Origin of the sequence: Streptomyces sp. NPDC047022 (assembly GCF_040644155.1) — a bacterium.
Classification (GTDB): domain Bacteria; phylum Actinomycetota; class Actinomycetes; order Streptomycetales; family Streptomycetaceae; genus Streptomyces.
In genome coordinates this window covers 115,031-130,536 of sequence record NZ_JBEYVV010000018.1, presented here as the reverse complement: position 1 = coordinate 130,536, position 15,506 = coordinate 115,031, and the positions used below count along the sequence as shown (strand labels likewise).

General features: G+C 70.7%; 12 protein-coding genes. 11 read left to right on the top strand and 1 reads right to left on the bottom strand.

The window, feature by feature from the left end; genetic code table 11:
* Window positions 1-145 precede the first annotated feature (145 nt).
* The gene (locus tag ABZ845_RS20165) at window positions 146-1,948 is read right to left on the bottom strand and encodes a glycoside hydrolase family 15 protein (protein WP_360981390.1); all 1,803 of its coding nucleotides are present in this window, start codon (window positions 1,946-1,948) and stop codon (window positions 146-148) included.
* Window positions 1,949-2,440: 492 nt separating this feature from the next.
* On the opposite strand from ABZ845_RS20165, the gene ABZ845_RS20160 reads away from it, so the two are divergent.
* The 11 genes from ABZ845_RS20160 (at window position 2,441) to ABZ845_RS20110 (ending at window position 15,448) form a co-directional block, all read left to right on the top strand.
* A complete protein-coding gene (locus ABZ845_RS20160; protein WP_360981387.1) occupies window positions 2,441-4,129 on the top strand; it encodes a CTP synthase in 1,689 nt (562 codons plus the stop codon).
* A 115-nt stretch (window positions 4,130-4,244) separates the two neighbouring features.
* A complete protein-coding gene (locus ABZ845_RS20155) occupies window positions 4,245-4,871 on the top strand; it encodes an NUDIX hydrolase (RefSeq protein ID WP_360981384.1) in 627 nt (208 codons plus the stop codon).
* Window positions 4,872-5,042: 171 nt separating this feature from the next.
* Window positions 5,043-7,154: a tetratricopeptide repeat protein gene (locus ABZ845_RS20150; protein ID WP_360981381.1), complete on the top strand. Its 2,112-nt coding sequence runs from the start codon at window positions 5,043-5,045 to the stop codon at window positions 7,152-7,154.
* Window positions 7,155-7,288: 134 nt separating this feature from the next.
* Window positions 7,289-8,413, top strand: coding sequence for an alanine dehydrogenase (gene ald, locus ABZ845_RS20145; RefSeq protein ID WP_360981378.1), 1,125 nt, complete (start codon window positions 7,289-7,291; stop codon window positions 8,411-8,413).
* Window positions 8,414-8,817: 404 nt separating this feature from the next.
* Window positions 8,818-9,993 (top strand): ParA family protein, encoded by a 1,176-nt coding sequence (locus tag ABZ845_RS20140; protein ID WP_360981375.1) that lies wholly within the window; start codon window positions 8,818-8,820, stop codon window positions 9,991-9,993.
* Window positions 9,978-10,544: a hypothetical protein gene (locus tag ABZ845_RS20135; RefSeq protein WP_360981372.1), complete on the top strand. Its 567-nt coding sequence runs from the start codon at window positions 9,978-9,980 to the stop codon at window positions 10,542-10,544. The genes ABZ845_RS20140 and ABZ845_RS20135 overlap by 16 nt, the downstream gene beginning before the upstream one ends.
* A 20-nt stretch (window positions 10,545-10,564) precedes the next feature.
* On the top strand, window positions 10,565-11,812 hold the full coding sequence (locus ABZ845_RS20130) for a segregation/condensation protein A (RefSeq protein ID WP_360981369.1): 1,248 nt from the start codon (window positions 10,565-10,567) through the stop codon (window positions 11,810-11,812).
* Window positions 11,809-12,489, top strand: a complete 681-nt coding sequence (gene scpB / locus ABZ845_RS20125; RefSeq protein WP_360981366.1) for an SMC-Scp complex subunit ScpB — start codon at window positions 11,809-11,811, stop codon at window positions 12,487-12,489. Before ABZ845_RS20130 ends, scpB begins: the two co-directional genes overlap by 4 nt.
* Complete coding sequence (locus tag ABZ845_RS20120; RefSeq protein ID WP_360981363.1) at window positions 12,489-13,568, top strand: pseudouridine synthase; 1,080 nt, start codon at window positions 12,489-12,491, stop codon at window positions 13,566-13,568. The genes scpB and ABZ845_RS20120 overlap by 1 nt, the downstream gene beginning before the upstream one ends.
* A 141-nt stretch (window positions 13,569-13,709) precedes the next feature.
* Complete coding sequence (locus ABZ845_RS20115) at window positions 13,710-14,429, top strand: NUDIX domain-containing protein (RefSeq protein ID WP_360981411.1); 720 nt, start codon at window positions 13,710-13,712, stop codon at window positions 14,427-14,429.
* On the top strand, window positions 14,426-15,448 hold the full coding sequence (locus tag ABZ845_RS20110) for an ADP-ribosylglycohydrolase family protein (RefSeq protein WP_360981360.1): 1,023 nt from the start codon (window positions 14,426-14,428) through the stop codon (window positions 15,446-15,448). The genes ABZ845_RS20115 and ABZ845_RS20110 overlap by 4 nt, the downstream gene beginning before the upstream one ends.
* The last annotated feature ends 58 nt before the right edge of the window (window positions 15,449-15,506 follow it).

Here is a 15,506-nt window from a genome sequence, read left to right as displayed (position 1 = left end):
AAGTGCGGTCACGAGGGTGTTCAGTTCTGTCGTCACAAACGGATCTTGAACACCCTCTCTTCATGCCCGCAGGCATTTGGACAGACTCGTCTAGGCGGACACGACGCACCGGTCCTGTCCGGCGGCGGTGCGAGGCGGGGGCCGGTCAGCCGCCGTAGGCGCCCGAAGCCGTCAGGCGCAGCGCGGTGTCGATGAGCGGGACATGGCTGAACGCCTGCGGGAAGTTCCCGACCTGGCGCTGGAGGCGCGGGTCCCACTCCTCGGCCAGCAGACCGAGGTCGTTGCGCAGCGCGAGGAGCTTCTCGAAGAGCTTGCGGGCCTCGTCCACGCGGCCGATCATCGCCAGGTCGTCGGCCAGCCAGAAGGAGCAGGCGAGGAACGCTCCCTCGTCACCCGGCAGCCCGTCCACGCCCTCCTCCTCGCCCGAGGTCGGGTAGCGCAGGATGAAGCCGTCGGACGTGGACAGCTCGCGCTGGATCGCCTCGATCGTGCCGATCACACGCTTGTCGTCCGGGGGCAGGAAGCCCATCTGCGGAATCAGCAGCAGGGAGGCGTCCAGTTCCCTGGAGCCGTAGGACTGCGTGAAGGTGTTGCGCTCCTTGTCGTAGCCCTTCTCGCACACGTCCCGGTGAATGTCGTCGCGCAGCTCGCGCCACTTCTCCAGCGGGCCGTCCGCGTCGCCGGACTCCAGCAGCTTGATCGTGCGGTCGACCGCGACCCAGGCCATGACCTTGGAATGCACGAAGTGGCGGCGCGGGCCGCGCACCTCCCAGATGCCCTCGTCCGGCTCGTCCCAGTGCTGCTCCAGATAGCGGATCAGCTTGAGCTGGAGCAGGGACGCGTAGTCGTTGCGCGCCAGGCCCGTCATATGGGCCAGGTGCAGGGCCTCGGTGACCTCTCCGTACACGTCCAGCTGCAGCTGGTGTGCCGCGCCGTTGCCCACGCGTACCGGCGCGGAGTTCTCGTAGCCCGGCAGCCAGTCCAGCTCTGCCTCGCCCAGTTCCCGCTCGCCCGCGATGCCGTACATGATCTGGAGGTTCTCGGGGTCGCCCGCCACCGCCCGCAGCAGCCACTCACGCCAGGCGCGGGCCTCGTCGCGGTAGCCGGTGCGCAGCAGCGACGACAGGGTGATCGCGGCGTCGCGCAGCCATGTGTAGCGGTAGTCCCAGTTGCGGACGCCGCCGATCTCCTCCGGCAGGGAGGTCGTGGGCGCGGCCACGATGCCGCCCGTGGGCGCGTACGTCAGGGCTTTCAGGGTGATCAGCGAGCGGACCACGGCCTCACGGTAGGGACCGTGGTACGTGCAGTGGTCCACCCACTCGCGCCAGAAGGCCGCGGTCGCGTCGAGCGACTGCTCGGGCTCCGGCAGCGGCGGCGGCTCCTTGTGCGAGGGCTGCCAGGAGATCGTGAACGCGATCCGGTCACCCGGCGCGACCGTGAAGTCCGCGTACGTCGTCAGTCCCTTGCCGTACGTCTCGGACTGTGTGTCGAACCACACGGAGTCGGGCCCGGCCACGGCCACGGTGCGCCCCTCGTGCTTGTGCACCCACGGCACCACACGCCCGTACGAGAACCGCATGCGCAGCGCCGACCGCATCGGCACCCGGCCCGTGACGCCCTCCACGATCCGGATCAGCTGCGGGGCGCCGTCACGCGGGGGCATGAAGTCCGTGACCCGTACCGTGCCGCGCGGGGTGTCCCACTCGGACTCCAGGATCAGCGACTCCCCGCGGTAGGTCCGCCGGGTGGCACACGGCGGCTCGGTGTCCGGCGCATGGGCCGGGCCCAGCCGCCAGAAGCCGTGTTCCTCCGTGCCGAGCAGCCCCGCGAAGACGGCATGGGAGTCGAATCGGGGCAGGCACAGCCAGTCCACGGTGCCGTCCCGGCAGACCAGCGCCGCGGTCTGCATGTCTCCGATGAGTGCGTAGTCTTCGATGCGCCCGGCCAATGCAACTCCAGTCGAACGGCACGTCGCCCGCTGGGGGCGGTCGCTCTTTACGGTCAGGTCAGGTGGTCGACGGTCAGGTCATGGGGTCGGTGAGAAAGACGTTGTTCACCGTTTCATTCGAAAATGATGCAGTCGATGTTCAACGAACTGACGAGCTCTTGTTGTTCCGGTGACAGACGGGGGTGGTGTCATTTTCCGGTTCTGCTCGGCAGAGAGTGTCCGAGCAGGATACGACGCACCTCCATGATCCGCGTGCCCCGGCTGACAACGCGAGTGCGCCGAACGAGTGGGCCAAGGGTGAAGGTCGCGTGTCCGTCGTGACCTGTGCGCGGAGCGTGGCCGGAAGCAGCCCCTCCCCGGCGCTGATACGCTGGTAGCCCGTGGACCGGTGGGAGACAAACCCCCGAACCGCAGCGACGGCACCCCCGAAAATCTTCGGTGGAGCAGCCGGACCGCACCCCAGACCGCGACCACGGGAGCCCCCTCTTGGCCATGCCGCCCGCTGTATTCCGCAACAACACAGCCACGACGACCAAGCACATCTTCGTCACCGGGGGTGTCGCCTCCTCGCTTGGCAAGGGCCTGACGGCCTCCAGCCTCGGCATGCTGCTCAAGGCGCGGGGCCTGCGCGTCGTCATGCAGAAGCTCGACCCGTACCTCAACGTGGACCCGGGCACCATGAACCCGTTCCAGCACGGTGAGGTGTTCGTCACGAACGACGGCGCCGAGACCGACCTGGACATCGGCCACTACGAGCGCTTCCTGGACCGCGACCTCGACGGCTCCGCGAACGTCACCACCGGTCAGGTGTACTCCACGGTGATCGCCAAGGAGCGGCGCGGCGAGTACCTGGGTGACACGGTGCAGGTCATCCCGCACATCACCAACGAGATCAAGCACCGTATCCGCCGTATGGCGACCGACGAGGTCGATGTCGTGATCACCGAGGTCGGCGGCACGGTCGGCGACATCGAGTCGCTGCCGTTCCTGGAGACCGTGCGGCAGGTCCGTCACGAGGTCGGCCGGGACAACGTCTTCGTCGTTCATATCTCTCTTCTGCCCTACATCGGCCCGTCCGGCGAGCTGAAGACCAAGCCGACGCAGCACTCGGTCGCCGCACTGCGCAACATCGGTATCCAGCCGGACGCGATCGTCCTGCGCTGCGACCGTGAGGTCCCGACCGCGATCAAGCGCAAGATCTCCCTGATGTGCGACGTGGACGAGGCCGCGGTCGTCGCCTGCCCGGACGCCCGCTCGATCTACGACATCCCCAAGGTCGTGCACTCCGAGGGCCTGGACGCCTACGTTGTCCGCAAGCTGGATCTGCCCTTCCGCGATGTGGACTGGACGACCTGGGACGACCTGCTCGACCGCGTCCACAACCCCGACCACGAGATCACCCTCGCTCTGGTCGGCAAGTACATCGACCTGCCGGACGCCTATCTGTCGGTGACCGAGGCCCTGCGCGCGGGCGGCTTCGCCAACAAGGCCCGGGTGAAGATCAAGTGGGTCACGTCCGACGACTGCAAGACTCCGGAGGGCGCCGCGAAGCAGCTGTCCGACGTGGACGCGATCTGCATCCCCGGCGGTTTCGGCGACCGCGGAGTGTCCGGCAAGGTCGGCGCGATCCAGTACGCCCGTGAGAACCGGATCCCGCTGCTCGGCCTCTGCCTCGGCCTGCAGTGCATCGTGATCGAGGCGGCACGCAACCTCGCCGGCATCCAGGACGCGAACTCCACCGAGTTCGACGCGGTCACCGGGCACCCCGTCATCTCCACCATGGCCGAGCAGCTCGACATCGTGGCGGGCGAGGGCGACATGGGCGGCACCATGCGCCTGGGCATGTACCCGGCCAAGCTGGCGGAGGGTTCCATCGTGCGCGAGGTGTACGGCGGCAAGGAGTACGTCGAGGAGCGCCACCGCCACCGCTACGAGGTGAACAACGCCTACCGGGGCGAGCTGGAGAAGAAGGCCGGCATCCAGTTCTCCGGAACGTCGCCGGACGGCAAGCTCGTGGAATACGTCGAGTACCCGCGCGAGGTGCACCCTTACCTGGTGGCGACGCAGGCGCACCCCGAGCTGCGCTCCCGCCCGACCCGGCCGCACCCGCTGTTCGCCGGTCTGGTGAAGGCCGCCGTCGAGCGCAAGCAGCAGGCGACCGCGGGCAAGAACGGCAAGTAGTCGAAGAATGTACGGTGACCGGGGTGCGCGTCCTGCGGGAGGCGCACCCCGGTCGTATATGCCGTAGTCATATGCGTCGTAGTCGTATGCGAGGGCGCGGGAGGAACAGCACGATATGACGATCAAGGACACCCCCGAGCAGTGGCAGGTCAGGGCGAGTGAGACCCCGTTCGTCGGCAACAAGACTTCTGTGCGTACCGACGACGTGGTCATGCCGGACGGCTCGGTCGCCCGCCGCGACTACCAGGTCCACCCCGGCTCGGTGGCCGTCCTCGCCCTCGACGACCAGGACCGCGTACTGGTGATCCGCCAGTACCGCCACCCGGTGCGCCACAGGCTCTGGGAGATCCCGGCCGGACTCCTCGACGTCCCCGGCGAGAACCCGCTGCACGCCGCCCAGCGCGAGCTGTACGAGGAGGCGCACGTCAAGGCCGAGGACTGGCGGGTGCTGACCGACGTCTACACCACTCCCGGAGGCTGCGACGAGGCCGTGCGGGTCTTCCTCGCCCGAGGACTGTCCGAGGCCGAGGGGCAGCGCTTCGCGGTGGAGGACGAGGAGGCCGACATGGAGGTGGCCCGGGTGCCGCTCACGGACCTCGTACAGGGTGTGCTGGCCGGTGACCTGCACAACAACTGCCTCGTCATCGGCGTGCTCTCGCTGGTCGCCGCGCGTGCCGGCGCCGGCACGGACGCCCTGCGTCCGGCCGGGGCGCCCTGGCCCGCACGGCCGTTCGAGGCCTGAGCGAGGCACAGGCCGCGCCCTCACGGCCACGGTCGTACGATCGCCTGATCCGATTGGGCGATGTGTCCGCCGTGCGCTGCGGAGATCGCCGCAAAGCGTCAACTAGGCTCTGAGCACGACCCGTCCCAAGGCAGGCGGGCCCGTTGGCGTGTTGGTTCGGGAGCGTGGCCCGTGGCGGAGCAGGCGGTGGACACGGACGGCGTCGCGGTGTCGCAGCACGACCGGCGCCGGTCCGTGACGGGTGGTCAGTTCCTGGGGCGAGCACGGGAGTTGAAGGAACTCCTGGCCGACATCGAGCGCGCCGGCCTGGACACCATCTCCGGACGCAAGGCGCCGCGCGCCCGCGTCCTGCTCATCGCCGGGCGGCCCGGCCTCGGCCGTACGGCCCTGGCGCGGGAGCTGGTGCGCCAGGTCGGGCACCGCTACGCGGACGGTGTGCTGCAAGCCCGCCTCAGTGAGGCCGACGGCACCCCCGTACCGACCGAGCGCACCGCCCGCGAACTGCTCACCGCCCTCGGTCTGCCCGCCCCCGCGGGAGCCCCGCCCGACGCCCTCGGCCAGGCCGTGCGCGAGGGCCTCGCCGGCCGCCGCGCGCTGCTCCTGCTCGATGACGCGGCGTCGGCCGAGCAGGTCGACGCGCTGCTGCCGGACACACCGGACTGCCTGGTCGTCGCCGTCTCAGGGGGGCCGCTGACCGGCATCGCGGACGTGCGTCCCTGCACCCTCGGCGGCCTCGACACCAAGTCCGCACAGGAGCTGCTCACCCGCTTCACCGGGACCGTGCGCATCACCGTCGACCCGCGTGCCGCCGAGGGGCTCGTGGAGGAGTGCGCGGGCCAGCCCGCCGCGCTCGTGCTGGCCGGTGGCTGGCTCGCCGCCCGCCCGGAGGCCGCGGTCGCCGACCTGGCCAAACAACTGCGCTCCGCGGGTGACGAAGGCCCGCCACTGGACCGGGTCTTCCGGCTCGCGTACGCGGGGCTGCCCGCCACCGCCCAGCGCATGCTGCGGCTGCTGTCCCTCGCCCCCGCCGGTCTCGTGGACCCGCACACGGCCTCCGCACTGGCCGGCTGCTCGCCCGGGGACGCGGCCACCGTTCTCGACGGCCTCGCCTCCCGCTCCTTCCTGCGGCGGATCGACTCGCCCGCGCCTGATCCCGGCCCCCGCCCCGAGCCTCAGTACGAGGTCCCCGGCTGTCTGCTGCCCCTGCTGCGCGAGCGGACGAGGACCCAGGACCGGCCCGCCGAGCTCCAGCTGGCCCGCGCACGGATGCTGGAGCGGACCGTACGGCTGCTCCAGTCCTGCCGGGCGATCACCGAGACGGACAGCCCGCAGGCGCGCGAGAAGCTCGCCGCACTGCCCAGGACCCTGCGTTTTCCGAGCCCCCGGGCCGCCGAGGACTGGCTGCGCACCCGACAGCCCGCACTGCTGGCCGCGGCACGGCTCGCGGTGGCCGACGGCGAGCTCGACACGCTGGCCCGACGGCTCATGGCAGCCCTGGTCAGGGCCCTGGTCGCCCACTTCGGCACGAAGGCCGCCGCGCCCGAGCTGTACGTGGTCCACCGGCTCGTCCTCGACGTCGCCGAGCGCCGCGACCTGCCCCGCGAGGCGGCGGCGGCGCTGCTGAACCTCGCGGACCTGGACGCGCAGACCGGCCGTACCGCCCAGGCGCTGCGACGCTACCGGGACGCCCTGGACGCCGGACGGCGGGCGAACGACCCGTACGCGACGGGCCGCGCGATGGAATCCGTAGGCGGCGCTCACCAGGAGCTCCGGGACTACGACCGGGCCGCGGACTGGTACGGCAGAGCGCTCGCCCAGCGGTTGGCCCGCGACGAGCACGCCGACGCCGCCCGGCTCTACGGCCGCCTGGCCACCGCACAGACGTACGCGGGCCGCTACGGCGAGGCGCTGCGCAACTGGCGCGCGGCGGTCGCGGTGCACCGCAGGAGGGGTGATGTGGCCGGCCACGCGCGAGCCTTGAGCGAACTCGCCCGCGTCCAGGAGCACTCGGGACGCTCGGAGGACTCGCTGCGCACGTGCCACGAGGCGGTCGAGTGCGCGCGCCACGCCCAGGACGTGCGGCTTCAGGCGGCACTGCGGCTCAGGCTCGCCGACACCCTGGAGCGCCTCGGCGACCCGGCGGCGGCCCGTCTGCAGCGCGGAGCGGCCGAGCGCATGCTGAGTGAGGAGCCTCAGGACGTCCCGGACGGCCCCCAGGGCGCCTCGGAGCTGGAACAAACGGCCGACGCCTGCGAAATCCGCAGTGCATCAGATGAAGATTGATGCAATGAAAGGCTAGACAGCGGGAACACCTTCATTAAACTGGCTCTGCCGCTCGTTCTCCTGCGGTGTCTCCCGGTGTGCCCCCGTGCGTCCGGGTTTGCGATCAATGCCCCACATTCTCTGAGTCAAGGACCGTGATCGACGTGAAGGTCGGTATCCCCCGCGAGGTCAAGAACAACGAGTTCCGGGTGGCCATCACCCCCGCCGGTGTGCACGAGCTCGTGCGCCATGGCCACCAGGTCGTCGTCGAGCGCAATGCCGGTGTCGGCTCCTCGATCCCGGACGAGGAGTACGTCACCGCAGGTGCGCAGATCCTGGAGACCGCCGACGAGGTCTGGGCCGCCGCCGACCTGCTGCTGAAGGTCAAGGAGCCCATCGCGGAGGAGTACCACCGCCTCCGCAAGGACCAGATCCTCTTCACCTACCTGCACCTGGCCGCGTCCCAGGAGTGCACGGACGCCCTGCTGGAGTCGGGCACCACGGCCATCGCCTACGAGACGGTCGAGCTGGCCAACCGGGCGCTCCCGCTGCTCGCACCCATGTCCGAGGTCGCGGGCCGGCTGGCCCCGCAGGTCGGCGCCTACCACCTGATGCGCGCGGCCGGCGGCCGTGGCGTGCTGCCGGGCGGTGTCCCTGGCGTGCCGGCCGGCAAGGCCGTCATCATCGGCGGTGGCGTCTCCGGCTGGAACGCCGCGCAGATCGCCATCGGCCTGGGCTTCCACGTCACGCTGCTCGACAAGGACATCAACAAGCTCAGGGAGGCGGACAAGGTCTTCGGTACGAAGATCCAGACCGTCGTCTCCAACGCCTTCGAGCTGGAGAAGGCCTGCCTCGAGGCGGACCTCGTCGTCGGCGCCGTCCTCATCCCGGGCGCCAAGGCCCCGAAGCTGGTCACCAACGAGCTGGTCTCCCGGATGAAGGCGGGAAGTGTCCTTGTCGACATCGCGATCGACCAGGGCGGCTGCTTCGAGGACTCCCGTCCCACCACGCACGCCGAACCGACCTTCAAGGTCCACGAGTCGGTCTTCTACTGCGTCGCCAACATGCCCGGCGCCGTCCCCAACACCTCCACCTACGCGCTGACGAACGCCACGCTGCCCTACATCGTGGAGCTCGCGAACCGCGGCTGGGTCGAGGCCCTGCGCCGTGACGCCGCGCTGGCCAAGGGCCTCAACACCCACGAGGGCAAGGTGGTTTACAAGGAGGTCGCCGAGGCACACGGCCTGGAGCACATCGAGCTGGAGACCCTGCTCGGCTGAGGCGCCTCCCCCGGGGCGCTCATGGGGTCACCCATGGAGTCACCGGGACCCGGGTTCGAATTCCCGGTGCTACAAAGCGACAGGTCAACTTGCCTCGTCAACACCGGCCATCCGGCCGGACCTTGCCCGACAAGGTCCGGCCGGATGTGTGTATGGTCACTTTGCGACACTCGTTCAACTCGCCTCGAACGCAACCCTTCAACCGTTTCGCACACCGGTGAAACCTGGCGAACGGAGCCCGGACACCCTTGACAGCAGGATGTTTCATTGCCGACACATCGGGCCGGGTCCGGCGGATTGTGTTGCTGCGGACCGCCGACACGCCATAGAGTCGCCAACCGTCGGCATGGTGCCACGCTGACCTATCTAGAAGTTTCCTGGTCACCAAGGAGGTAAGACGACTTGTGAATGAGTCGACATTTACTCCCGGGGGTGGTCAACCAGGAGCGCCTGCGCGGGGCACGGGCCCCACGGGGCTCGAGGCTGTCGGCTCCGTCGCTGTCCGTACCTTCGCTGCCCACCAGAGCCAGAGCCCCCACCTGGCTCAGACAGCACACCAGAGCTTGGATGGCCAACACGTGAACGCCATGGCCGGCAACGGAAGTGGCGGGGTCCACAACCACTTCGCCGACTACGACGAACTGCCCGACGGGCACTTCTACGACCCCGACGCCGAGTACGAGCCCGATCCCGAGTACGCGGCCACGCTCGCGCCCGACGCGGCCCGCCAGCGCCGCGAGCGTATCGGCCCGACCGGCCGTCCGCTGCCGTACTTCCCGATCCCGGGCCCTCTGACCGACCACGGCCCCGCGAAGATCATCGCGATGTGCAACCAGAAGGGCGGCGTCGGCAAGACGACGTCGACCATCAACCTGGGCGCCGCGCTCGCGGAGTACGGCCGCCGGGTCCTCCTCGTGGACTTCGACCCGCAGGGCGCCCTGTCGGTGGGCCTCGGCGTCAACCCGATGGAGCTCGACCTCACCGTCTACAACCTGCTCATGGAGCGGGGCATGTCCGCGGACGAGGTGCTGCTGAAGACCGCGGTCCCGAACATGGACCTGCTGCCGAGCAACATCGACCTGTCGGCGGCCGAGGTCCAGCTGGTCTCCGAGGTCGCGCGCGAGTCGACCCTGCAGCGGGCGCTGAAGCCGCTGCTGCCCGACTACGACTACATCGTGATCGACTGTCAGCCCTCGCTCGGCCTGCTCACGGTGAACGCGCTCACCGCCGCACACAAGGTGATCGTGCCCCTGGAGTGCGAGTTCTTCGCGCTGCGCGGTGTCGCGCTGCTCACCGAGACCATCGAGAAGGTCCAGGAGCGGCTCAACCCCGACCTGGAACTCGACGGCATCCTCGCCACGATGTACGACTCCCGGACCGTGCACAGCCGCGAAGTCCTGGCCCGTGTGGTCGAGGCGTTCGACGACCACGTCTACCACACGGTCATCGGCCGCACGGTCCGCTTCCCGGAGACCACGGTCGCCGGTGAGCCGATCACCACGTACGCCTCCAACTCCGTCGGTGCCGCCGCCTATCGCCAGCTCGCCAGGGAGGTGCTCGCCCGGTGTCACGCCGAGTGAGTCTGCCGGGGGCCGACGAACTGTTCCGCACCACCGGGGGAATGGGGCTCCAGGCGTCCGCCCCCAGGCGCCAGGCCAACGGCGAGGCCCGGGTGCCGGCTCCCGCGGGAGACAGCGGCACGACGGCCACCACGGAGGACGCACCGCCGTCCGTGCCCGTACAGGGCGGCGACGGTGAGGGCGACGAGCATGTCGCCGCGGACAGCGCCGAGGCGGAGGCGGGGGAGTCCCATGCGCGCTCGGCGGCCGCGGGGCGGTCGGCACGACGTCAGGCGCCGCAGGAAGGTTCTGCCACGGCCCAGCCGCGCAAGCGGGGGCGCGCGGCGGGGCGGCGGCCCAGCGGGCGTGAGCGGCACGACGAGAAGATCACCGTGTATGTGTCCGCCGAGGAGCTGATGGACCTCGAGCACGCGCGCCTCGTGCTGCGGGGGGAGCACGGGCTCGCGGTCGACCGCGGGCGGATCGTGCGCGAGGCGGTCGCCGTCGTGCTGGCGGATCTGGAGTCCCGAGGGGACGCGAGCATCCTCGTACGTCGGCTCCGGGGTCGCTGAGCAGGTAGCCTGCCACGGCTATGACCTCGTACGACGGCTCCGCTCCCACTCCCGGCCCCTCCGGCCGTCGGCGTGCGCTGGGGCGTGGACCGGGCGCCTCGCCGGTGAAGCCGGCCACGCACGAGGAGAGCACGCGGACCGCGCCGGTCCCCGAGGCGGAGACGGACCCGCCCACGGTCGTCACCGAGCCTGGGCGCCGGGCCCCGGCACCGGCCGAGGAGCCCGCCCACTTGGCCGAAGACCCCGCCCACTTGGCCGAGGACCCCGACCACCCGGCCGAAAGCCCCGCCCCTGCCGACGGGCCGTCCGGCGGGCCCGCGCTCGCCGGTGGCCTGACAGAGCCGTCCCCGGGGGCCGTGGAGGCTTCCACCGGCTCGGTGGCCCTGGCCGCACCCCCCTCCGAGGGCGACACCGCCCCGGCGCGGCAGGAGCCCGACGACGGTGTCTTCAAGGTCCGGCTGTCCAACTTCGAAGGCCCCTTCGACCTCCTCCTCCAGCTGATCTCCAAGCACAAGCTGGACGTCACGGAAGTCGCGCTGTCGAAGGTCACCGACGAGTTCATGGCGCACATCCGGGCCATGGGGCCCGACTGGGACCTCGATCAGACGACCGAGTTCCTGGTCGTCGCCGCGACGCTGCTCGACCTCAAGGCCGCACGGCTGCTGCCGGCGGCCGAGGTCGAGGACGAGGCGGACCTCGCACTGCTGGAGGCGCGGGACCTGCTGTTCGCGCGGCTCCTCCAGTACCGCGCGTACAAGCAGATCGCCGAGATCTTCAACCGGCGGGCCGACGACGAGGCCCGGCGCTATCCCCGTACGGTCGGCCTGGAGCCCCAGCATGCCGAGCTGCTGCCCGAGGTGGTCATCAGCATCGGCCCGGAAGGGTTCGCCAGGCTCGCGGTCAAGGCGATGCAGCCCAAGCCCAAGCCGCAGGTGTACGTCGACCACATCCACGCCCCGCTGGTGTCCGTGCAGGAACAGGCCCAGATCGTGGTCGCCCGGCTGCGGGAACTGGGCGAGGCCAGCTTCCGCGCGCTCGTCGAGGACACCGACGACACCCTCACCGTCGTCGCGCGCTTCCTCGCCCTGCTGGAGCTGTACCGGGAGAAGGCGGTGGCGCTGGAGCAGGAGGCCGCCCTCGGCGAACTCACGGTGCGCTGGACCGGCGGGGAGGGGGACGAGGAGCCGGTGGTGACCGACGAGTTCGACCGCCCGCCCGAGGACCCCGAGAAGAACGGCACGAAGAAGACGGAGGAGGAGATGGCGTGAGCGAGCAGATCGCCGAGGTCCCCGTGGGCCTGAACCCGGTGGCGGACCTCGACCTCAAGCCCGCCCTGGAGGCCGTCCTCATGGTCGTGGACGAGCCCGCCACCGAGGAGCACCTGGCGAAGATCCTGGAGCGGCCCCGGCGGCAGATCGCGGACGCGCTGCGCGAGCTGGCGGACGACTACACCGCTCAGGGGCGCGGTTTCGAGCTCCGGTTCGTCGCGGGCGGCTGGCGCTTCTACACCCGCGCCGAGTACGCCCCCGCGGTGGAGCGCTTCGTGCTGGACGGGCAGCAGGCCCGGCTCACCCAGGCCGCGCTCGAGACCCTGGCGGTGGTCGCCTACCGCCAGCCGGTCAGCCGCAGCCGGGTCTCGGCGGTGCGCGGAGTGAACTGCGACGGGGTCATGCGCACCCTTCTCCAGCGCGGTCTCGTCGAGGAGGCGGGCACGGAACCCGAAACAGGTGCGATCCTGTACAGGACGACGAACTACTTCCTGGAGCGGATGGGCCTGCGCGGCCTGGACGAGCTTCCGGAACTCGCGCCCTTCCTCCCGGAGGCGGAGGCGATCGAGGCCGAGACCCAGGAGGGCGTTCCGTCGTTCGACCCGGACGCCGACGACGCGCCGGACGCGGACGGCGGTCACACCATGAAGACGACCGACACGACGACGGAATTTTGATGCGAAGCAGCGGTAGCGGTAGCGATAGCGGCAGGAGCGGTGGGCGCGGCAACTACCGCGGTGCCGGCAACAGCAGGGACGAGAGGCAGGGTCAGGGCCGTCCCAAGAAGCCCCGCCCCGAGGAGCGCCGCTACGACGTGGGCCCCGGCGCCTCGCCGGACGGCCCCAAGTCCGGACGCGGCGGTTCCGCGCGCGGTGGTGCCAAGGGCGGCCCCAGGCAGTCCCAGCAGCGCGGCGGGGGCCGCACGGCGCCCGCGCAGTCCCGCGAGTACGAGACGCGGGCCGAGGAGCGCAACCGCGAGCGCTACGCGGGCAAGAAGGACATCAAGCTGCCCAAGACCTTCCCGGGTGCCGAGCAGGAGGGCGAGCGGCTGCAGAAGGTGCTCGCACGCGCGGGCTACGGCTCCCGGCGCGCCTGTGAGGAGCTGATCGAGCAGGCCAGGGTCGAGGTCAACGGCGAGATCGTCCTCGAGCAGGGCCTGCGGGTCGACCCCGAGAAGGACGAGATCAGGGTCGACGGGCTGACCGTGGCCACGCAGTCGTACCAGTTCTTCTCCCTCAACAAGCCCGCGGGCGTGGTCTCGACCATGGAGGACCCCGAGGGGCGCCAGTGCCTCGGGGACTACGTCACCAACCGTGAGACGCGGCTCTTCCACGTCGGGCGGCTGGACACCGAGACCGAGGGCGTCATCCTGCTCACCAACCACGGCGAGCTCGCGCACCGGCTGACCCATCCCAAGTACGGCGTGAAGAAGACCTACCTCGCGCACATCGTGGGCCCGATCCCGCGCGACCTGGGCAAGCAGCTCAAGGACGGCATCCAGCTGGAGGACGGGTACGCGCGCGCGGACCACTTCCGGGTGGTTGAGCAGACCGGCAAGAACTACCTGGTCGAGGTGACCCTGCACGAGGGCCGCAAGCACATCGTGCGCCGCATGCTCGCGGAGGCCGGCTTCCCGGTCGACAAGCTGGTGCGCACCGCCTTCGGACCGATCACCCTCGGCGACCAGAAGTCGGGCTGGCTGCGCCGGCTGTCCAACACCGAGGTCGGCATGCTGATGAAGGAAGTCGATCTGTAGACGCAAGGCACACCGCATCTGCGTGGAAGCGGCGGGCTCCCGTACGGACGGGAGCCCGCCGCTTCGCGTTCCGCCACCGCCCTTGTGCGCCTCAGCCGCCACCGTTTATAGTCAGAACGACTATTAAAGGGGGTGGGGGCAGTGCAGGGCTACGACAAGTACGCCTTCGAACCCTTCGCCGTCACCGTCGACCTCGCCGTCCTCACGATCCGCGGGGGCACGCTCCAGGCGCTGCTCATCGAGCGCGGACAGGAGCCCTACGCGGGCCAGTGGGCCCTCCCCGGCGGCTTCGTACGGCCAAAGGAATCGGCGGAGGACGCGGCCCGGCGCGAGCTGGCCGAGGAGACCGGCCTCGGGGACGTCACGGGGCTGCACCTGGAGCAGCTGCGCACCTACAGCGACCCCGGCCGCGACCCCCGGATGCGGGTCGTCTCCGTCGCCTTCGCCGCACTCCTGCCCGACGCCCCCGAGCCGCACGGCGGCGGTGACGCGGCCCAGGCGCGCTGGCTGCCGTACGACTCGGCAGGTCCGCTCGCCTTCGACCACGACCGGATCCTCGCCGACGCCCACGACCGCGTCGGGGCCAAGCTGGAGTACACCTGCCTCGCCACCGCCTTCTGCCCGCCCGAGTTCACGCTGGGCGAGCTGCAGGAGGTCTACGAGACCGTGTGGGGCACCGCTCTCGACCGCCCCAACTTCCGGCGCAAGGTCCTCGCCACCCCCGGCTTCGTAGAACCGGTCCCGGGCGCCTCCCGTCTGACCGGTGGCCGCGGCAAGCCCGCCGCCGTCTACCGCGCGGGCGGCGCCACCGCCCTGCACCCGCCCCTGCTGCGTCCCGCCACGGAAGGACGTCCCTCATGACCACCACGGCCCTCGTCAAACGCGCCGCCACCGGTTCCCTGCTCGGCCTCGCCCTCGGCGACGCGCTCGGCTTCCCGACCGAGTTCAACGACGTGCCGTCGATCCTCGCGACGTTCGGGCCGTGGCGGGAGATGAAGCTGCCGCGCCCGGCGATCGTCAGCGACGACACCCAGATGACCCTGGCACTGGGCCGGGGACTGCGGACGGCCATGGACCGCGGGGTGCTGGCGCCGAAGCGGATGGAGCGGCCGGTGCGCGACGAGTTCGTGGACTGGTACCACTCCCCGCAGAACAACCGGGCGCCCGGCCGCACCTGTATGGTCGCCTGCAACCTGCTGAACGACGAGGGCCGCCCCTGGCAGGAGGCGAGCCAGATCGGCTCCAAGGGCTGCGGGGCGAACATGCGCGTGGCCCCCATCGGACTCGCACCGGGGCTGAGCGAAGGACAGCGCGCCGGGGCCGCCCAGATGCAGGCGGCTCTCACCCACGGCCACCCCACGGCACTCGCAGCCTCCGATCTGACCGCCCACGCCATACGGCTGCTCGTGCAGGGCGCGGAGCCGGCGGGACTGGTCGGGCTGCTGCGCTCGTACGCGTACGAGAATCGCAGCCGCTACCACGAGCTGTGGCTCGGCGACCTGTGGGCCCGCGGCCAGGACCCGACGCCGGAGCACTTCATCGCGCGCGGCTGGGACGAGTGCCTGGCGATCCTCGAGCGCCTCCAGACGGCCGTGCGGACCGTCTCGCCCGAGACCGACCCGTGTCTGGCCACCGGCGAGGGATGGATCGCCGAGGAGGCCCTCGCCACCGGACTGCTGTGCTTCCTGCTGTTCCCCGACGAGCCCCTCACCGCCCTGCGCAGGGCCGCCTGCACCGTCGGCGACTCCGACTCGATCGCCTGCCTGACGGGTGCCTTCGCGGGTGCCCACCTCGGCGCCGAGGCATGGCCGCGCGAGTGGGCGGACCGGATCGAGTACGCGGGCGAACTGCAGACCCTCGGGGCGCTCTGGGACATGTGACAGGCGGGAAGCGCCCCGAAAGGGACGCGGGGAACCGCGCGACCGGCCACGACGGACC

Bases quoted from the DNA above. Each gene is read 5' to 3' on its own strand.
- ABZ845_RS20160 (WP_360981387.1), top strand. From the start codon at position 2,441: ATGCCGCCCGCTGTATTCCGCAACAACACAGCCACGACGACCAAGCAC.
- ABZ845_RS20155 (WP_360981384.1), top strand. From the start codon at position 4,245: ATGACGATCAAGGACACCCCCGAGCAGTGGCAGGTCAGGGCGAGTGAG.
- ABZ845_RS20130 (WP_360981369.1), top strand. From the start codon at position 10,565: ATGACCTCGTACGACGGCTCCGCTCCCACTCCCGGCCCCTCCGGCCGT.
- ABZ845_RS20120 (WP_360981363.1), top strand. From the start codon at position 12,489: ATGCGAAGCAGCGGTAGCGGTAGCGATAGCGGCAGGAGCGGTGGGCGC.
- ABZ845_RS20110 (WP_360981360.1), top strand. From the start codon at position 14,426: ATGACCACCACGGCCCTCGTCAAACGCGCCGCCACCGGTTCCCTGCTC.